Origin of the sequence: Mesorhizobium sp. Ca11, from assembly GCF_020165275.1 — a bacterium.
Classification (GTDB): domain Bacteria; phylum Pseudomonadota; class Alphaproteobacteria; order Rhizobiales; family Rhizobiaceae; genus Mesorhizobium.
The window spans coordinates 1-17,074 of sequence record NZ_JAIUHU010000016.1; the positions used below are offsets into that span (position 1 = coordinate 1).

18 protein-coding genes and 1 pseudogene are annotated in these 17,074 nt (G+C 65.2%); 10 read left to right on the forward strand and 9 right to left on the reverse strand.

The features are described 5' to 3' along the window. Positions 1–86: 86 nt before the first annotated feature. Both LB538_RS23690 and LB538_RS23695 read right to left on the reverse strand, forming a co-directional pair. Entirely contained in the window at positions 87–1,019 is a 933-nt protein-coding gene (locus LB538_RS23690) for a CHAD domain-containing protein (RefSeq protein ID WP_224526204.1), read from the reverse strand. Then, positions 1,016–1,489, reverse strand: a complete 474-nt coding sequence (locus tag LB538_RS23695) for a CYTH domain-containing protein (protein WP_095770118.1) — start codon at positions 1,487–1,489, stop codon at positions 1,016–1,018. The genes LB538_RS23690 and LB538_RS23695 overlap by 4 nt, the downstream gene beginning before the upstream one ends. Positions 1,490–1,579: 90 nt before the next feature. Here LB538_RS23695 and LB538_RS23700 point away from each other — a divergent pair, with 90 nt between their 5' ends. The 4 genes from LB538_RS23700 to LB538_RS23715 are packed head-to-tail and all read left to right on the forward strand — an operon-like array spanning position 1,580 to position 5,284. Next, positions 1,580–2,284, forward strand: coding sequence for a CerR family C-terminal domain-containing protein (locus LB538_RS23700; RefSeq protein ID WP_224526201.1), 705 nt, complete (start codon positions 1,580–1,582; stop codon positions 2,282–2,284). Next, positions 2,281–3,234 (forward strand): HlyD family secretion protein, encoded by a 954-nt coding sequence (locus tag LB538_RS23705; protein ID WP_224526199.1) that lies wholly within the window; start codon positions 2,281–2,283, stop codon positions 3,232–3,234. Before LB538_RS23700 ends, LB538_RS23705 begins: the two co-directional genes overlap by 4 nt. Beyond that, on the forward strand, positions 3,231–4,151 hold the full coding sequence (locus tag LB538_RS23710) for an ABC transporter ATP-binding protein (protein ID WP_224526197.1): 921 nt from the start codon (positions 3,231–3,233) through the stop codon (positions 4,149–4,151). The genes LB538_RS23705 and LB538_RS23710 overlap by 4 nt, the downstream gene beginning before the upstream one ends. Beyond that, a complete protein-coding gene (locus LB538_RS23715) occupies positions 4,148–5,284 on the forward strand; it encodes an ABC transporter permease (RefSeq protein WP_224526195.1) in 1,137 nt (378 codons plus the stop codon). The genes LB538_RS23710 and LB538_RS23715 overlap by 4 nt, the downstream gene beginning before the upstream one ends. Positions 5,285–5,526: 242 nt before the next feature. Here the strand turns inward: LB538_RS23715 and LB538_RS23720 are convergent, their stop codons facing one another. Both LB538_RS23720 and LB538_RS23725 read right to left on the reverse strand, forming a co-directional pair. Beyond that, positions 5,527–6,504, reverse strand: coding sequence for a threonine/serine dehydratase (locus tag LB538_RS23720; protein ID WP_224526194.1), 978 nt, complete (start codon positions 6,502–6,504; stop codon positions 5,527–5,529). Positions 6,505–6,822: 318 nt separating this feature from the next. Continuing rightward, entirely contained in the window at positions 6,823–7,146 is a 324-nt protein-coding gene (locus tag LB538_RS23725) for a hypothetical protein (RefSeq protein WP_224526192.1), read from the reverse strand. A 176-nt stretch (positions 7,147–7,322) separates the two neighbouring features. On the opposite strand from LB538_RS23725, the gene mbfA reads away from it, so the two are divergent. Then, positions 7,323–8,306, forward strand: a complete 984-nt coding sequence (gene mbfA / locus LB538_RS23730) for an iron exporter MbfA (protein WP_224526190.1) — start codon at positions 7,323–7,325, stop codon at positions 8,304–8,306. Positions 8,307–8,473: 167 nt separating this feature from the next. Here the strand turns inward: mbfA and LB538_RS23735 are convergent, their stop codons facing one another. Together LB538_RS23735 and LB538_RS23740 are read right to left on the reverse strand one after the other, a co-directional pair. Continuing rightward, on the reverse strand, positions 8,474–8,818 hold the full coding sequence (locus tag LB538_RS23735) for an antibiotic biosynthesis monooxygenase family protein (RefSeq protein ID WP_224526188.1): 345 nt from the start codon (positions 8,816–8,818) through the stop codon (positions 8,474–8,476). Beyond that, entirely contained in the window at positions 8,815–9,183 is a 369-nt protein-coding gene (locus LB538_RS23740) for an NIPSNAP family protein (protein ID WP_224526185.1), read from the reverse strand. The genes LB538_RS23735 and LB538_RS23740 overlap by 4 nt, the downstream gene beginning before the upstream one ends. Before the next feature lie 168 nt (positions 9,184–9,351). Here LB538_RS23740 and LB538_RS23745 point away from each other — a divergent pair, with 168 nt between their 5' ends. Then, a complete protein-coding gene (locus LB538_RS23745) occupies positions 9,352–10,026 on the forward strand; it encodes an ArsR/SmtB family transcription factor (RefSeq protein WP_224526183.1) in 675 nt (224 codons plus the stop codon). A gap of 236 nt (positions 10,027–10,262) precedes the next feature. On the opposite strand, the gene ligD is transcribed toward LB538_RS23745, so the two are convergent. The 3 genes from ligD to LB538_RS23760 form a co-directional block, all read right to left on the reverse strand. Beyond that, positions 10,263–12,764 (reverse strand): DNA ligase D, encoded by a 2,502-nt coding sequence (gene ligD, locus LB538_RS23750; protein ID WP_224526181.1) that lies wholly within the window; start codon positions 12,762–12,764, stop codon positions 10,263–10,265. Between the two features lie 12 nt (positions 12,765–12,776). Beyond that, entirely contained in the window at positions 12,777–13,640 is an 864-nt protein-coding gene (locus LB538_RS23755; RefSeq protein ID WP_224526179.1) for a Ku protein, read from the reverse strand. A gap of 81 nt (positions 13,641–13,721) precedes the next feature. Then, entirely contained in the window at positions 13,722–14,228 is a 507-nt protein-coding gene (locus LB538_RS23760; RefSeq protein ID WP_095770182.1) for a ferritin-like domain-containing protein, read from the reverse strand. A 398-nt stretch (positions 14,229–14,626) separates the two neighbouring features. Here LB538_RS23760 and LB538_RS23765 point away from each other — a divergent pair, with 398 nt between their 5' ends. The 4 genes and pseudogenes from LB538_RS23765 to LB538_RS23775 form a co-directional block, all read left to right on the forward strand. Continuing rightward, on the forward strand, positions 14,627–14,773 hold the full coding sequence (locus LB538_RS23765; RefSeq protein WP_095770181.1) for a hypothetical protein: 147 nt from the start codon (positions 14,627–14,629) through the stop codon (positions 14,771–14,773). Positions 14,774–14,775: 2 nt separating this feature from the next. Beyond that, the gene (locus LB538_RS29205; protein ID WP_263481806.1) at positions 14,776–14,901 is read left to right on the forward strand and encodes a hypothetical protein; all 126 of its coding nucleotides are present in this window, start codon (positions 14,776–14,778) and stop codon (positions 14,899–14,901) included. Positions 14,902–14,986: 85 nt separating this feature from the next. Continuing rightward, positions 14,987–15,433, forward strand: coding sequence for a thiol-disulfide oxidoreductase DCC family protein (locus tag LB538_RS23770; protein WP_224526174.1), 447 nt, complete (start codon positions 14,987–14,989; stop codon positions 15,431–15,433). A gap of 29 nt (positions 15,434–15,462) precedes the next feature. Further along, positions 15,463–17,055: pseudogene (locus LB538_RS23775) on the forward strand (DUF4166 domain-containing protein); the annotation flags it as partial. Between the last annotated feature and the right edge of the window lie 19 nt (positions 17,056–17,074).

Below are 17,074 nucleotides of genomic sequence, written 5' to 3' on the forward strand. Positions count from 1 at the left end.
CCTTCAAAAAACGCCTCATTAGCCCAACAAACAGAATTCACTCTCCCGTGCAAAGCCCTCACAAGGGGAGAAGGAGAGGCGCGGCGCTAAGCCGCCTTTGCTTCTTCCTGCGGTCCGGCGAGATCATCGCGCGCCTTGCGGGCCAATCTCTTGGCCGAGCGCTTGGGGCTGTCGCCGAACAGCTCGGCGGCATCGGCAAGGCAGGCCTTGGTCAGGCTCTTTTCGGCACGTTTCAGAAGCTTGCGCAGAAGCTTCGTCTCGTCGGCGGGGCCGAGCGGCTCGCCTTCGGCGTCGAGCAGGGCGCAGATGACGAAGACGTCGTGCAATTCGCCGAGCTGCTCGCCGAGCCTGTCGACCGCCTTGCGGCGGCCCTTGATCGGCGTCGGCCAAAGGCGGCCGAGCAGCGACAGATGCATGGCGTGGGTCTTTGCCGCCTTGCGCAGGTCGTGAAAATCGTCGGCCGCGCCGCGTGATTCCGCCTTGTCCAGGGCCTTCTTCGCCCGCCGCAAGGTGGCGCGGGCGCCGTCGGCCAATATATCGGCCGCCTGCTCCGGCTGGTCGGGCAAAGTCAGCCTGTCGATGCGCTCCAGGCCTTCCCGGCATGCGGCGATCGCCGCATTGATGGCCGCGTCGAGGCTCGGACCGGCGTGGAGCTCGTGCTGGCGCAGCACCAGCCGCTCGCGCACGGGGTCGAGACCGCCGCCTGCCGATTGTTCCGGAAAGGCATCGGCCAAGCGGTCGACGGTCTCGATCAAGGCGGTCGCCTCGCGCGGGCCGGCCAGCAGCGCCGACACCTGCTTATAACATTCGTTCTCGGTCTGGCAGAACGGTTCGTCCCCGGAACGAACCAGGCGTAGCAAGGCGCGCACGCTTTTCAGCCGCTTGCGGCATTTGTGCAGTCCCTGCTCCGGTTTCTCGCGCGCCATCTCGAGATGAGCGACTGCCTTGCCGATCTCGTCGGCCAATATGCGCCTGACCTCGCCGGTCAGCGGCAAGCGCGGATCGATGCGGAAGCTCATGCGGCGATCTCCGGAATCCCCCCGAGGGCCAGCGACGCGTTGTAAAACCTCGACTCGCCGGTGACCTCGCGACCGAGCCAGTCGGGCAGCATTTCGTCAGATACGTCCTCCGGCGTCTCCAGCTCCGCGATCACCAGCCCCGCGAGCTTGCCGCCGAAAACATCGACTTCATAGAGATAGCCGCGGTGTCTAACATGGTGGCGTGTCTTCTCGATGACACGTCCGACGGCGAACGCCATCAATTCCTCGGCCTCGGCAAGCGGGATCGAATATTCGAATTCGTCGCGCTCGCGCGCCCTGTCGCCAAACTTCAGCGTCAGCTTGGCTGAGCGCCCGTCGCTGATGCGCACCCGCACCGTGCGGCCGGGCTGCGCGGCGACATAGAATTGACGAATGCGGATTTTCGCCTCGACCTCATCGCGCCAGGCGGGACTGGAGACCAGGAATTTGCGCTCGACTTCCTTGCTCATGGCCGGGCACTAAAGCCTGTGAGGGCCAGGAAGGCAAGCCGAGTCGAGCCCAAATTTGACTTTAATCAATCGATTGATTAAAGTGTAGGTATGAACAAACGATCAATCGCAAGAAGGCCGCAGCGCGAGGTCGGCACCGCCGATCAAACGCGCGCGGCGCTTGTCCACGCGGCGCTCAGGCTGTTCGGGCGAAAGGGTTTCGACGGCACCTCGACGCGGGAGATCGCGGCCGAGGCCAAGGCCAATATCGGTTCCATCGCCTATCATTTCGGCGGCAAGGAGGGCCTGCGCGCCGCCGCTGCCGACTTCATCGTCGACACCATCCAGGGAATTGCCGGCCAGGCGCTGGGCGGCGTGCAAGCAACGGCTCCCCTGGACCCGGAAGCAGCCCGAGCGCAGCTTTTCGCGGCGCTCGAGCGGATGGTGGGTTTCATCGTGGCCAGTCCGCAGGCCGGCGAGATCGTACAATTCGTACTTCGCGAGCTCTCGCATCCGACGGCCGCGCTCGACCGCATCTATGCCGGCGTGTTCGAGCCGACGCACCGGCGGCTGTGCCAGATCTGGGAACAGGCGACCGGCGAGCCGGCCGAGAGCGAAGCGACCAAGCTTACCGTCTTCACCATGATCGGCCAGGTCATCTATTTCCGCATCGGCCGCGAGGCGGTGATGCGCCGGATGGGCTGGCGCGACATCGGCAATGAAGAGGCCGCCAAGGTGGTGGCGGTCGCAACCGACAATCTCCGGGCAATGCTGGCCGCGCGGGGGGCCGCCGCCGGCAAGAAGGGCAAATCATGAGCTTTCTCTGTTCGCTGCCGCTCGCGGCCCAATTGTTCGGCGCCTGCGCGCCGGCCGCACCTTTGGCCGTCGGCTATGTCGAAGGCGAATATGTGCTGATGGCGCCGATCGAAGTGGCCCAGGTGGCGACGGTGTCGGTTCGGCGCGGCGACCGCGTTGAGAACGGCATGGCGGTGGCGACGCTGGAAGACGCCGACGCCAAGATCGAGGTTGCGCAGGCTAAAGCAGCACTTGCGCAGGCGCAGGCGCAGCTTGCCGATCTGCAGGTCGGCAAGCGCCCCGAGGAAATCGCCGTGCTCAAGGCCGAGGTCGACATGGCCAAGGCCCAGGCGGCCGACGCCAAGCGCAAATACGACCGCGCCAGCGACCTCTACAAGCGCGGCACCGGCACCCAGGCTGACTACGACACCGCCTCGGCTTCGCTGGAGACCGCCAATGCCCAGGTCGGCCAGGCGGAAGCCAATCTCGCCGTCGGCAATCTGCCGGCGCGGGCCGAGACCATCAAGGCCGCCGACAACCAGGTCAAGCAGGCGCGGTCGACCCTTGAGCAGGCCGAGTGGCGGCTGTCGAAGCGGGTGCTGGCGGCGCCCTCGCCTGGCCGCGTCAACGACGTCATCCGCAATCCAGGCGACACAGCCGGGCCGACCGCGCCGGTGATCTCGATGCTGCCGGACGGCGCCGTGAAGCTCAGCGTCTATGTGCCCGAAAGCGCGTTCTCGGCGGTCAAGGTCGGCACCGAGCTCAACGTCCGTTGCGACGGCTGCGGGACGGGACTGAAGGCGCGCGTCAGCTATGTCTCGCCCGACCCCGAATTCACGCCGCCGGTGATCTACTCGCTGGAGAACCGGCAGAAGCTGGTCTATCTCGTCGAGGCGCGGCCGGAGGGCGATGCGGGACCACTGCAGCCCGGTCAGATCGTCGATGTCGATCTTGCGGATCTCGGGCAATGAACGCCATCGACGTTCGCGGCCTGGTCAAGCGCTTCGGCGACAAGACCGTCGTCGACCATGTGACGATGACGGTCGCCGAAGGCGAGATCGTCGGCTTCCTCGGGCCGAACGGCTCGGGCAAGACGACGACCATCCGTATCATGTGCGGACTTTTGACGCCGGACGAAGGCGACGGCACGGTGCTGGGCTTCGACATCCGCACCGACGCGCTCAAGATCAAGCGCGAAGTCGGCTACATGACGCAGAAATTCTCATTCTACGAGGATTTGACGATCGGCGAGAACCTCGAATTCGTGGCGCGGCTCTACCGGCTGAGGCCGGTCGAGGAGTATGTCTCGCGCACGCTTCAGGATCTCGGCCTGGCCAGCCGCCGCAACCAGCTGGCCGGCACGCTTTCCGGCGGCTGGAAGCAGCGGCTGGCTTTGGCCGCCTGCATCATGCACGAGCCGAAGCTGCTGCTGCTCGACGAGCCGACGGCCGGCGTCGATCCGAAGGCCCGGCGCGAGTTCTGGGACGAGATCCATCGCCTTGCCGGCGGCGGGCTGACCGTGCTCGTCTCCACCCACTATATGGATGAGGCCGAGCGCTGCCACCGCATCAGCTACATCTCCTACGGCAAGATGCTCGCCACCGGCACCGTGGACGAGGTGGTGAAGAATGCCGGGCTGACCACTTTCGTCTTGCAGGGGCCTCGGCTCGACCAAGTGGCAGAGGCGCTGCAGGGCAGGCCCGGCGTCGACCAGGTGGCGCCGTTCGGCGCGACGCTGCATGTCGTCGGCTCCGACAAGGCGGCGCTCGAAAAGGCGCTGGCCGACATCGAGAAGGAACACAAGGGCGTCACCGTGAAGCCAGGCGAGACCAGCCTCGAGGATGTGTTCATCCAGTTCATGGCCGGCTCGAAGGACAATATGGCATGAAAGCGGTCTTCTCCTTCGCCAGGCTGGGCGCGCTGCTCATCAAGGAATTCATCCAGATGCGGCGCGACCGCATCACCTTCGCCATGATGCTGGGGGTGCCGCTGATCCAGCTGGTGCTGTTCGGCTATGCGATCAACAACGACCCGAAGAGCCTGCCGGCCGCGCTGGTGGCGACCAGCAGCGATCCCTACACGCGGGCCATGGTCTCGGCGCTGCAGACCACCGGCTACTACCGCTTCGACCATGTCGCGCAAAGTGCGGCCGAAGCCGAGTTCCTGATGGCGCGCGGCGACGTCTCCTTCGTCGTCACCATCCCCGCCGATTTCGCCCGCCGCGTCGAGCGCGGCGACAACCCGCAGATCCTGATCGAGGCCGACGCCACCGACCCGGCGGTGGCCAGCGGCGCGATCTCGACGCTGAGCACCGTGGCAGGCCAGGCGCTGCTCAGGGCACAGGGCACGAAGGAAACGGCCAAGGAGGCGGCGCGCGGCCAGCTCGATGTCATCGTGCACCGGCGCTACAATCCCGAGGGCATCTCGCAATACAACATCGTTCCCGGCCTGCTCGGCGTCATCCTGCAGATGACGATGGTGATGATGACTTCGATCGCGCTGACGCGCGAGACCGAGCGCGGCACGATGGAAAACCTGCTGGCCATGCCGTCGAGCCCGCTCGAGATCATGATGGGCAAGGTGCTGCCCTACCTGGTGGTGGGCGCAGTGCAGGTGGTGGTGGTGCTGGCGGCAGCGAAGCTTCTGTTTGCCATTCCCTTCATGGGGTCGCTGTCGCTGCTGCTGTCGACCGTGCTGGTGTTCGTGCTGTCGCTGGTGCTGCTCGGCTACACGATCTCGACGATCGCGCGCACGCAGATGCAGGCGCTGCAGCTCACCTTCTTCTTCTTCCTGCCCTCGATCATGCTGTCGGGCTTCATGTTCCCCTATCGCGGCATGCCGGGCTGGGCGCAGACCTTTGGCGAGATCTTCCCGCTGACCCATTTTCTGCGCATCACCCGCGCCGTCATGCTGAAAGGGGCGGAGCTGCCGGCGGTGGCGACGGAAGTCGGCTGGCTGGTCGTGTTCGTGGCATTGTTTGCCGGGGTAGCGCTGGTGCGCTTCAGGCGAACGCTGGATTGAGATCACGGAAAATCTTGCGCACAAAAGCCTAAGGCTGGCGGGACAGCGCCCCCCTCTGGCCTGCCGGCCATCTCCCCCACAAGGGGGGAGATCGGACGCCTCGCCGACCGTCGCCAACCTCAAACGTTGCAGAGATGGCGAGGCGCCGAAACTGCCAATCTCCCCCCTTTGTGGGGGAGATGTCCGGCAGGACAGAGGGGGGCGCGAAGGATCACAACGATTCTCGCGTGCAGGCCGCGCCTCTATGCCGCCGCCATGATCTCCGCATAGGTGCCGAAATCGACATTGCCGCCGGAGAGCACCACGGCGACGCATTTGCCGGCAAGGTCGATCTCGCCGGATGACAGCGCGGCAAAAGCGACGCAGCCACCGGGCTCGACCACCAGCTTGAGATAGGCCATCGCGTCACGCATCGCCTGGGCGGCGGCCTTGTCGGAGACGGCGATGGCGCCGGCGAGATTCCGGCGGTTGATCTCGAAGGTGATGGCGCCCGGCTCGGCGGTGAGCAGCGCATCGCAGATCGAGCTGTGGCCGGGCTCGTTCGCGACCCGCTCGCCCTTGGCCAGCGAGCGGCGCGTGTCGTCGAAATGCTCGGGCTCGACCGCCCAAACTTGCGTGCTCGGCGAAGCGTCCTTGACCGCGACGGAAATGCCGCTCGACAGGCCGCCGCCGCCGCAAGGAACGACGACGGCGTCGAGCGCTGCGCCAAGCGCTTTCGCCTGCTTGATCAGTTCCAGGCCGATCGTGCCCTGGCCGGCGATGATCGCCGGATCGTCGAAGGGCGGCACCAGCGCCATGCCCCTTTCGATATAGGGGCGAACGACCGTCATGCGGTCGTCCTTGTAACGGTCGAACGGCACCACTTCGGCGCCCATCTTGCGGACATTGCCGACCTTGAGCGCCGGCGCATCGGCCGGCATGGCGATCACCGCCTTGGCGCCGAACATGGCGGCCGAGGCCGCCACGCCTTGCGCGTGGTTGCCGGAGGAGAAGGCGACGACGCCCCGGCCGCGCTCTTCCTCGCTCAGGGTAGACAGCTTGTTATAGGCGCCGCGAATCTTGAAGGAGCCGGTTCGCTGCAGCGTCTCGGGCTTGAACAGAATGCGGCCGCCATAGCGCTCGTTGAGCTCGGGCGATTCGATGAGCGGCGTTTCGACGATCAGGCCGGAAAGCCGCTCGGCGGCGGCGCGGATGTCGGAGATGCCGGGCAGGGTGAGCATGATGAGCCTCGCGGGATGAGCCCCGTCATGGTGCACGCAAACCGAGGCGTCGCGCCAACGAAAAAATGTCATGGAGACAAGCTTTTGGAAGATGCGCCAGCGGCTGTCACCTTCGTCATTCCAGGGCGGAGCAAGGAGCGGAGCGACGCGCGCAGACCCTGGAATCCATGCCGTGACGTCCGTGACGCGCGAAAGCGGACCAGAATCGGGTCGCCGTTCACAGCGAATTTGGAACGATTGTTCTGCACCGCCGCATTCTACGGCAGAAGTCACGGCATGGATCCTCGGGTCAAGCCCGAGGATGACGAAAGCGCAGGTTCACCCCAGCAGCGTCTTCGTCCTTTTGCTGCCGCCCAGCTTGCGCCAGGAGTTGAAGCGGTGGGTGGCGGCGGCGAAGGATATCTTCATCTGCTGCGAAACCGTGTAGCGCGACTTGCCTTCGTCGAACATGCGGTAGCAGCACTCGGCGCCTTCCTCGGTCAGCTTGCCGTCCGGCGTCTTGTTGTGCGGATTGGCGGGGTCGAATTTATCGAGCTGTTCCTCGACAAGACCTTTCAGGCGCTGCAGGTCGGCCTCGATGCTGACGATGAGATCGAGAACCGGCTTGGCGTCAAATGCGTGCGGGGGCTTCTTGTCCGTCATGCCGGGCGTCCTTCAATTTCGGTGGCGGTCAGTTATATAGGCAAACATTCGGCAATAATGAAGGGTTTGGCCTCGCGCGATCAGCGTTCGCGCGCCCGCAGCCCGCGCCGTTGGCAATTGACCTTCAACTGCCAAGATCATAGTTTAGAACAATTCTAAACTAGAGTGATCCCATCATGCTTTCCCGTGTTTTCGGCTTCGGCCGCCGTTCCTTCGATTCGCTTTCGGAGCAGGAGATCCTGGCGCTGGCGATCTCTTCCGAGGAGGATGACGGACGCATCTACCGCGCTTATGCCGATGGCCTGGCACAGGACTTTCCGCACTCGGCAAAAGTGTTCGAGGCGATGGCCGAGGAAGAGGACGGCCATCGCGATTCGCTCATCGAGCTTCACCGCAAGCGCTTCGGCGAGCGCATCCCGCTGATCCGGCGCGAGCATGTGAAAGGCTATTTCGAGCGCAAGCCGGACTGGCTGGTGAGGCCGCTCGGCATCGAGCATGTGCGGCGGCAGGCCGAGGAAATGGAGCGGCAGGCCTATCGCTTCTATGTCGAGGCGGCCAAGCGCACCACCGACGCCTCGACGCGCAAGCTGCTCAATGACCTCGCCGCGGCCGAGCAGGGTCATGAAAGCTCGGCGCATGAATTGGAGCAGCAGCATGTGCCGGGAACCGTCAAGGTGGAGGAGGCGACGGCCGAGCAGCGCCAGTTCATCCTCACCTATGTGCAGCCCGGGCTGGCCGGGCTGATGGACGGCTCTGTGTCGACGCTGGCGCCGATCTTCGCCGCGGCGTTCGCCACGCACGACACCTGGCAGACGCTTCTGGTCGGCCTCGCCGCCTCGATCGGCGCCGGCATCTCGATGGGTTTCACCGAGGTCGCCTCTGACGACGGCAAACTGTCGGGGCGCGGTTCGCCAATCAAGCGCGGGCTGACGGTCGGCCTGATGACTTCGCTGGGCGGTCTCGGCCACGCGCTGCCCTACCTGATCCCGCATTTCTGGACGGCCACTGCCGTGGCGGCGGTGGTGGTGTTCTTCGAGCTCTGGGCGATCGCTTTCGTCCAGAACCGCTACATGCAGACCCCCTTCTGGCGCGCCGCCTTCCAGGTGGTGCTGGGCGGCGCGCTGGTGTTCGGGGCGGGCGTGCTGATCGGCAATGCGTAGCGCCGGCGCTCTCCTTCTCCCCTTGTGGGAGAAGGTGTCGCCGAAGGCGACGGATGAGGGGTGCTCCAGGGAAAGCAAGCGTCTCACTCCGCTGGAACACCCCTCATCCGTCTCGGCGCTTGCGCGCCGATCCACCTTCTCCCACAAGGGGAGAAGGGAAGCGCGCTTCACCCATTCACCTCGCGGCTATCCTGCGGCGCCTCGGCCCTTTCCTCCATCCCATAGTCGCGCATGACATGGGCGATGCGCAGACGGTAGCCGGCAAAGATGCCGCCGCGCCCGGCTTTCTGCGCCTGCCGGTGCTCCTCGGTGTTGCGCCAGGCTTTCACCGCTTCCTCGTCGCGCCAGAAGGACAGCGACAGAACCCGCCTGGGGTCGGTCAGGCTCTGGAAGCGCTCGACCGAGATGAAGCCGTCTATGCTCTCGAGCAGCGGCTTAAGCTCGGCGGCGGTGCCGAGATAGGCATCGCGCTCGCCTTCCGCCGGCTCCACCTCGAAGATGACAGCGATCATGTCTCGACCCCCTCCTTGACAACCACGTCGGTGCGAAAGACCTGTCTCGGCCCATGCGGCCCCGACACCAGCTTCAGGAAGACGCGATCTTCCTTCAAGATGAATTTCTCGCGCCTGGCAAATTCGTAATTTGCCTTGCCCGCCGGGTCGGCGGCAAGCCGGGCGCGATAGCCTTCATAGGCCGCGAGGCTCTCGATGTTGTAGGCGGCATAGGCCGTGGTGGCCGAGCCTTCATGCGGGGCGTAATAGCCGATCAGGTCGGCGCCGCAGCGCGGAATGGCCTGGCCCCAGGCCCGCGCATATTGCTCGAAGGCCGCCTTGCCGAACGGGTCGATCTCGTAGCGGATAAAGCAGGTGATGGTCATGTCGGTCTCCTCGTCGGCTGATTTTGGACGACGACGGTTCGACCGCGGTCGAAACATCGCTTGTGCCTTTGTGCTAGGCATTCTCCTGTCAGGAGAGTTTGCCGCGCTGCTTGAGCCGACCGCAGAATAGTGCTTCCCTGACAGGAATGCTTCGATGAGGATCGAACCATGCGTGAAGGACCCGACATCGCCCGCATCGCCAGCCTGGTCGGCGACCCGGCCCGCGCCAACATGCTCAACGCTCTCATGGGCGGTACGGCGCTGACCGCGTCGGAACTGGCGCTGGAAGCGGGTGTGTCGCTGCCCACCGCTTCCTCGCATCTGTCGAAGCTGATGGATGGCGGCTTGCTGACTTTGGCCAGCCAGGGCCGACACCGCTATTACGGTCTCGCCGGCGCGCAGGTGGCCGGCATGATCGAGGCGATCATCGGCGTCGCCGAAGCGGTCGGCCCGAAGCGTGTGCGGCCGGGACCGCGCGACGCGGCCATGCGCGTGGCGAGGGTCTGCTACGATCACCTGGCCGGCGAGCAGGCGGTGGCGATGCTCGACCGGCTGCTCGACAGGAAGCTTTTGCTGCGCGGCGACAACCAGATCAGGCTCTCGCCGTCCGGGGCCGCGCATTTTTCCGCGCTCGGCATTGAGACCGGTGTCAAGGCGCGGCGGCCGGTTTGCCGCGCCTGCCTCGACTGGAGCGTGCGGCGATCGCACCTCGCCGGCACGCTTGGTGCGGCCATCCTCGACAAGATCATCGCCGAGAAATGGGCGCGGCGCGAAAAGGACAGCCGCGCCGTGGTGTTCTCGCCGACGGGCAAGCAGGAGTTTGAGCGGGTGTTTCTGGCGTAGGGTCACGCGCAAGCGATACCTTCGCAATGTTGGCGCGAGGCGCCCCCCTCTGGCCTGCCGGCCATCTCCCCCTCAAGGGGGGAGATTGGCAGTTCTGGCGCTCCGCCATTCTTGCAAGTTGGAGATTGGCGAAACCGGCTGAGCGATTAATCTCCCCCCTAGAGGGGGAGATGGCCGGCAGGCCAGAGGGGGGCGCGAAGGATCGCGGCTTTGCCGGCTCTGCCGTCCACGCAAACCTACCCCCGCTTCAGTGGCTTCCCCAGCTTGAAGAACTCCTTCCACGGGTCGGCCTTCTTCAGCTCGTTCAGCGTCGTCTTATCCCCAAGCGGGAACGCATTCGGCGCCAGGCCCTTCTTTATCTCCGGCCAGGTCGCCGGCATCGATATCGTCGCGCCCTTCTTGGCGCGCGAGGAATAGGGCGCGACGGTGGTCGAGCCCCTGCCGTTGCGCAGATAGTCGACGAAGATCTTGCCGGTGCGCGCCTTCTTCGACAGCGTCGCCGTGTAGCGGTCGGGCGCGGCCTGCTCGAGCGCGCGGGCGAAGTCATGGGCGAAATCCTTGACCTCGTCCCACTCCGCCGAGGGTTTCAGCGGCACCAGCACGTGATAACCCTTGCCGCCTGAGGTCTTGACCAGGTTCGGCAGCGACAGCTCGTTGAGCTGCTCGTGGATGTCGAGCGCCGCCTCGCGCACGCGGCCGACATCGACGCCTTCATCGGGATCGAGATCGAAGATGATCTGGTCCGGCTTTTCCAGCTTATCGATCGTCGAGCCCCAGATGTGCACCTCGACCACGCCGTACTGGACAAGCGCGGCCAGCCCGTCGAAATCCTTGATGAACAGTATCTCCTCGCCATCGGTCGGGTCCTTCATCCTGGCGATCTTGTCGCTCATGCCGGGCGAGGCGTGTTTCTGGAAGAAGCGCTGGCCGTGGATGCCGTCCGGTGCCCGCACCAGGCTCAGCGGCCGGTTGACGACGAATTCTGCCATGCGCGGCCAGACCAGCGCGTAATGATCGAGCAGGTCCCGCTTGGAAACCTTTTCGTCGGGCCATAGCAGCTTGTCGGGATGCGAGAGCTTGATCGAGGTCTTCGCCGTTCCGGCCGAGGGTTTCGGTGCGGTCTTTGCACCCGGCTTCGCCCCGGTTTCGGCCTTCTTCGGCTGTTCCTGCACGACTTCCTCCGCCGGCTTGTCCTCGCGCAACCCCTGGAACGAGGCGTGCCGGATTATACGGTCGGAAGTCCAGCTGCGGAACTCCACCTCGCCGACAAGTTCCGGCTTGACGAAGGTGAGGCCCTTGCCCTTGGGCACGGCGGCCGAGAACGGCGAGGCCGTCGCCTTGAGGCCGTCGAGCTTCTTCTTCAAATCCGTCATCACCTTGCCGGAAAAGCCGGTGCCGACACGGCCGGCATAGTGCAGCTTGCCGCCTTCGTTGAAGCCGACCAGCAGCGAGCGCAGGCCGCGCCCGGTCTTGTCCGAGGGCAGATAGCCGCCGATGACGAATTCCTGGCGCAGCGTGCATTTGGATTTGATCCAGGAGAGCCCCCGCCCACTGCGGTAGGGCGCGTCGGCGCGTTTCGACACCACGCCTTCCAGGCCCATGCGGCAGACATGCTGCAGCATGACCTTTCCCGGCTCGTGGAAATGATCGCTGAAGCGCAGCGCCGAATGGTCGGGCTGCTGGCCCAGCAGCTCTGCCAGCGCCTGCTTGCGTTCGACCAAGGGTTCGCGGCGCAGATCCCTGCCGTCGAGCCGCATCAGGTCGAAGACATAGTAGACGAAGCGGTCGGCGCGTCGGGCCGACAGATCCGCCTGCAGCAACGGGAAGGACGACACGCCGCTGTCGGCCAAAACCACGATCTCGCCGTCGATGATGGCGTCGCGGCATTTCAGCCTTGCAAGCGCAGCGGTGACAGGACCATCGAATTTGTCCGTCCAGTCGAGACCGGCGCGGGTGAGCAGCCTGACCTCGCTGCCGGCGATCTGCGCCTGCATGCGGTAGCCGTCGAATTTGACTTCATGCAGCCAGTCCTCGCCGGCGGGCGCATCCTTTTCCAGCGTCGCCAGCTGCGGCTCGATGAATTCGAGACGCTTGCCAGGCCCGGCTTTGGTCTTGGCGGCAGCCGGCCTGTTGGATTGCCAGACTTTCGGTGTCTGCCCCCTGGCGGTCTTGCCTTCGCCCACCTCCTCGATGGTCAGGCCCGACTTCACCGATTTCGGTTCCTCCTCGAGAACATCCTCGCCGGGCCGGGCGGCGGCATCGTCGGATTTGATCAGCAGCCAGTTGTCGCGCTTCTCGCCCGGGCGGGGCCGCAGCCTGACCAGATGCCAGCGGCCGTTGAGCTTGTGGCCCTCGAGCTCGAAGTCGATATGGCCCTTCTTCATGCCCTTGGCCGGATCGCCATCCGGCGTCCACTTGCCTTCGTCCCAGACGATCACCGAGCCGCCGCCATATTGGCCCTTCGGAATGGTGCCTTCAAAAGACGCGTAGTCGATCGGGTGATCCTCAACATGCACGGCCAGCCGCTTCTCATGCGGATCGAGGCTCGGGCCGCGCGTCACCGCCCAGCTCCACAAGACGCCGTCATGCTCAAGCCGGAAATCATAATGGAGCCGCGTGGCGGCATGCTTCTGGACGACGAAGATGCCGCCGCCTTGCTTTTGCCTGCCGACCTTGCCGGCCGGCTCGGCGGTCTTCTTGAAGTCGCGCTTGGCGTGATACTGCTCGAGGCCGGCCATGCCGCCATCCTCCTATGCGGATTTGCGTTTTGGCGCGGCCTTGCTCTTGCTTTTCCCGGCCGCCGCTTTCGATGTGGCCTTGCCGGCTTTGCCGCCGCCTTCCGCGTTCAGGCTCTTCTTCAACGCATCGAACAGGTTGACCACATTGGACGGCTTTGGCTGCGCCTTGGCCTTGGGCGCCTTCTTGCCCGCCTTCTTGGCGCGGATCAGCTCGAGCAGCGCCTCCTCGTAGCGGTCGTCGAATTTCGACGGGTCGAACTTCGTCTTCTTGCCGTCGATGATGTGCTGGGCCAGGTCGATCATCTCCTTGTCGGTCTTCGCCGCTGCGATGTCCTCGAACACCGTCGCCGGCCGGCGCACCGTGTCGTCGTAGCGCAAGGTGGTCAGCACCATGCCCTTGCCGAGCGGCTCGATCGCCACCGGCCGCTCGCGCCGATAAAGCACGATGCGCGCAAGCCCCGCCATCTTCCTGGCCGCCATCGCGTCGCGGATGACGGCGAAGGCTTCTTGCGACACTTCGTCCGCCGGGGAAACATAGTAGGGCGTGTCGAGGTAGATCTGCTCGATCGAGGATTTCTCGACGAAGCCGTCGAGGCTCATCGTGTGCGAGGATTCGATCTGCACCGCCTCGATCTCGTCCTCCTCGATATGGACGAAGTCGCCGTCGCTCACCTCATAGCCCTTGACCTCGTCGCCCTCTTCAAGCGGCTTGCCGGTGCCCGCATCGACATAGATGCGCTTGACGGTGTTGCCGGTCTTGCGGTTGAGGATGCGGAAAGAGACCTTCTCGGCCTGGGTCACGACGTTGGTGAGCTCGATGGCGCATGTGACCAGCGACAGTTTGAGATAGCCCTTCCAAGCCGGGCGTGGTGCCATTGCGAACTCCTGCGCGATGCGGTTTCAATCGCAACGGACAGGGGTTCGCTTGGGTTCCGGGCGGGCTGGCCACGCAGCCTGCTATTCGGCGGCCTGCAGGTTGACCTTGCTTTCCGCGATTTCGGTGAGCTTGCGGTCCGTCGCCTCTTCTTCCTTGAGGTTCTTGGCCAGCACGTTGGCGCAGTCGCTGCGGCCGAGCTGCTTGGCCCAGGCGATCAGCGTGCCGTAGCGCGTTATCTCATAGTGCTCGACGGCCTGGGCGGAGGCGATCAGCGCGGCATCCAGAACCTCCTTGTCGTCGACATCGCCGCTGACTTCGTCAGCCTCCGCGAGGATGCCGTCGATGGCCGGGCAATTGACGGTCTTGGCCTTGACGCCGTGCAGCTCGAACACCTGCTCGACCCGCTCGATGTGACCCTTGGTCTGCGCGAGATGCTTCTCGAAGCCGCCCTTCAATTGCGGATCGGTCGCCTTGTCGATCATTTTCGGCAGCGATTTCTCGATCTGCTTCTCGGCATAATAGATGTCGCGCAGCGTGTGGATGAAGAGGTCGTCCAGCGTCTTGATGTCTTTCGAAAAGAAGCCCATGGCGGTTGCCTTTCCATGTTTCGCATTGTCGGGAAGTTGCGCGGCAGAGGGCCGCCAACACGGCCGGTTCGCCCCCGGCCTTGCGGTGTCAACGTCGTGTTCCGGGACAGGTTCCTGCCCGCCCGGACGCGCGAAAGGAAATTTCCTGTCGCCGGGCAAACGTGAAACAGATGCGCGCGCAAGCGACATCGGAACGAAACATATGTGATGCAAAAGTCACACGGAGCGGAATCGCGACGAAAGGCGCCGAAAGACCCCGAATCAGCCGCAATCCCGCCACGAAGCAACGTGTTTCGGACCAGAAATTAACATCACGTTCACCGACTATTCACGCCTCGACGCTATGCTCTCGAACAATTCGGACGGGACATCCGAAAGCGGGACAGGGACCAGGTAAAATGAACTTCTGGAATCACATCGCCGGCTATGCCGCAGCCATTCGCGAATTCGTCGCGCCGACCTATCGGCCGGAGCGCTATTACATGCGCGGCCCAGGGCCGGCCTGCGCGCGCCGCGGCAACTCGCTGGGCGTCGGCGTGAACTGATCATGACCCGCGAACGAGCCCACCATGGCCGCATCTGCCGGCCGGCCGCCGACCAGCGCGCCACCACCTATCGCGCCGAGCGGTTGACGCTCGCCGGCAACTGGCGTGCGACAACGCCGCGACTTTGACGCCGCCGCCGGCTGCCTTAGTGTCTCCCCTAGCTTAGTGTCCCCTTGGTACAGCGTAAGGGGGTCACAAGCAGCCGGGGCCGCCATGACCGACCTGCCCGAACGTCCCATCTTGCCGCGCCGGGCCTATGACGCCCGCCAGCCGCTGATCGTGTTCGACGGCGTCTGCGTGTTCTGCTCGGGCTTCGTTCAGCTCATCCTCAAGCTCGACCGGAAAAGACGTTTCCGCTTCGCCACCGCGCAGTCGCCGCTCGGCGAGGCGCTGTTTCGCGAGCACGGCCTGCCGACCGACGACTACGACAGCAACCTCGCCATCATCGACGGCGCGGCCTTCACCAAGCTCGACAGTTTCGTCGCCGTCATGGACGCGCTCGGCTGGCCATGGCGCTCCGCGAAGGCGCTGCTCATCCTGCCGCGGCCCCTGCGCGACTGGCTTTATGACCGCGTCGCCAAGAACCGCTACGCGTTGTTCGGCCGGAAAGACACTTGCGAGATACCCTCGGCCGAGTTGCGGGAGCGATTGATCGGCTGACGGCGGTTACGGCAGGCTTGGGGCAAGGCATGAAGCTTCTCATTGTCGGCGGCTACGGCACCTTCGGCGGACGCATCGTCCGATTGCTGGAGAACGAGCCACGCCTCGAGCTCATCATCGCCGGCCGGTCGCTCGCCAAGGCCGAGGCTTACTGCAAAGGACGGGGCGCGACCGAGGCCAGGCTTGTGCCGACGGCATTCGACCGCGACGGCGACCTTGCCGCGCAACTCGCCGGCATGCTGCCCGACATCGTGGTCGACGCCAGCGGTCCGTTCCAGGCCTATGGCGAGGGGCGCTACCGGCTGGTCCAAGCCTGTATCGGTGCGCGCATCCACTATCTCGACCTTGCCGACGGTTCGGACTTCGTCGCCGGGGTATCAGCCTTCGACGCGGCGGCTAAGGCGGCCGGCGTGATGGTGCTCTCCGGCGTGTCGAGCTTTCCTGTGCTGACGGCGGCGGTCGTGCGGCGCCTTTCGGCCGGCATGGTGCGTGTCGACGGCATCCGCGGCGGCATTGCGCCATCGCCCTTCGCCGGCGTCGGCGAGAACGTCATCCGCGCCATTGCAAGCTATGCCGGCCGGCCGGTGCAGATGCTGCGGGGCGGCAGACCGGCCGAAGGTTATCCGCTCACCGAGCAGATGCGCTATACGATCGCGCCGCCCGGGCGCGTGCCGTTGAGAAACACGCTGTTCTCGCTGGTCGACGTGCCGGATTTGCGCGCGCTGCAGGCATTGTGGCCGGAAACGAAGATGATCTGGATGGGCGCCGGCCCGGTGCCCGAGCTGCTGCACCGGGCGCTGATCGGCCTGGCTTGGCTGGTCCGCGCTGGCCTGGTGCGGTCGCTATCGCCGCTGGCGCCGCTGATGCATTGGGCGACCAACAGGCTGTCATGGGGCGAGCATCGCGGCGGCATGTTCGTCGAGGTCGACGGCGTGGACGAGGCCGGCAGGCCGATCAAACGGTCCTGGCACCTGTTGGCCGAGGGCGATGACGGGCCGCTGATCCCGTCCATGGCGGTCGCGTCGATCATCCGCAAGGCGCTCGACGGCCGCATGCCCGCGCCGGGCGCCCGGGCGGCAGTGCGCGACGTCGAGCTCACGGAGTATGAAACGCTGTTTGCCGGCAAGACGATTTGCACCGGCTTCAGGGACGAGACCGGCAAAGGGAAGGCGCTCTATGCCGATCTGCTCGGCGATGGGTGGAAAAGCCTTCCGGCTGAAATCCGCGCCATGCATGAGGGAGCGGCGATGGCGGACGGACGCGCCAGCGTGGAGCGCGGCGGCGGCATTCTTAGCCGGCTTGCCGCCCGCATGGCCGGCTTCCCACCTGGCGCGGCCGATGTCCCCGTCAAGGTGCGTTTCGCTGCCGACGGGCACGGTGAGACCTGGACGCGGACTTTCGCAACGTACGGTTTTTCGAGCCGGCAGTTTGCCGGGCGTGGCCGATCGGAGCGGCTGCTTTGCGAGCGCTTCGGCCCGCTCACCTTCGCCATGGCGTTGGTGGCGGGCAAGAACCGCCTGTCGCTCGTGCTGCGCCGCTGGAGCTTTCTCGGCCTGCCGCTGCCGATGTGGCTTTGTCCGCGCTCGACCGCGTACGAAACCGTCGAGGACGGCCGCTTCCGCTTCCATGTCGAGATATCGC

Excerpts from the sequence above, each read along its gene's own strand:
- LB538_RS23690 (WP_224526204.1), bottom strand. The coding sequence starts at position 1,019 with ATGAGCTTCCGCATCGATCCGCGCTTGCCGCTGACCGGCGAGGTCAGG.
- LB538_RS23695 (WP_095770118.1), bottom strand. The coding sequence starts at position 1,489 with ATGAGCAAGGAAGTCGAGCGCAAATTCCTGGTCTCCAGTCCCGCCTGG.
- LB538_RS23700 (WP_224526201.1), top strand. The coding sequence starts at position 1,580 with ATGAACAAACGATCAATCGCAAGAAGGCCGCAGCGCGAGGTCGGCACC.
- LB538_RS23705 (WP_224526199.1), top strand. The coding sequence starts at position 2,281 with ATGAGCTTTCTCTGTTCGCTGCCGCTCGCGGCCCAATTGTTCGGCGCC.
- LB538_RS23710 (WP_224526197.1), top strand. The coding sequence starts at position 3,231 with ATGAACGCCATCGACGTTCGCGGCCTGGTCAAGCGCTTCGGCGACAAG.
- LB538_RS23715 (WP_224526195.1), top strand. The coding sequence starts at position 4,148 with ATGAAAGCGGTCTTCTCCTTCGCCAGGCTGGGCGCGCTGCTCATCAAG.
- LB538_RS23720 (WP_224526194.1), bottom strand. The coding sequence starts at position 6,504 with ATGCTCACCCTGCCCGGCATCTCCGACATCCGCGCCGCCGCCGAGCGG.
- LB538_RS23725 (WP_224526192.1), bottom strand. The coding sequence starts at position 7,146 with ATGACGGACAAGAAGCCCCCGCACGCATTTGACGCCAAGCCGGTTCTC.
- mbfA (WP_224526190.1), top strand. The coding sequence starts at position 7,323 with ATGCTTTCCCGTGTTTTCGGCTTCGGCCGCCGTTCCTTCGATTCGCTT.
- LB538_RS23735 (WP_224526188.1), bottom strand. The coding sequence starts at position 8,818 with ATGATCGCTGTCATCTTCGAGGTGGAGCCGGCGGAAGGCGAGCGCGAT.
- LB538_RS23740 (WP_224526185.1), bottom strand. The coding sequence starts at position 9,183 with ATGACCATCACCTGCTTTATCCGCTACGAGATCGACCCGTTCGGCAAG.
- LB538_RS23745 (WP_224526183.1), top strand. The coding sequence starts at position 9,352 with ATGCGTGAAGGACCCGACATCGCCCGCATCGCCAGCCTGGTCGGCGAC.
- ligD (WP_224526181.1), bottom strand. The coding sequence starts at position 12,764 with ATGGCCGGCCTCGAGCAGTATCACGCCAAGCGCGACTTCAAGAAGACC.
- LB538_RS23755 (WP_224526179.1), bottom strand. The coding sequence starts at position 13,640 with ATGGCACCACGCCCGGCTTGGAAGGGCTATCTCAAACTGTCGCTGGTC.
- LB538_RS23760 (WP_095770182.1), bottom strand. The coding sequence starts at position 14,228 with ATGGGCTTCTTTTCGAAAGACATCAAGACGCTGGACGACCTCTTCATC.
- LB538_RS23765 (WP_095770181.1), top strand. The coding sequence starts at position 14,627 with ATGAACTTCTGGAATCACATCGCCGGCTATGCCGCAGCCATTCGCGAA.
- LB538_RS29205 (WP_263481806.1), top strand. The coding sequence starts at position 14,776 with ATGACCCGCGAACGAGCCCACCATGGCCGCATCTGCCGGCCGGCCGCC.
- LB538_RS23770 (WP_224526174.1), top strand. The coding sequence starts at position 14,987 with ATGACCGACCTGCCCGAACGTCCCATCTTGCCGCGCCGGGCCTATGAC.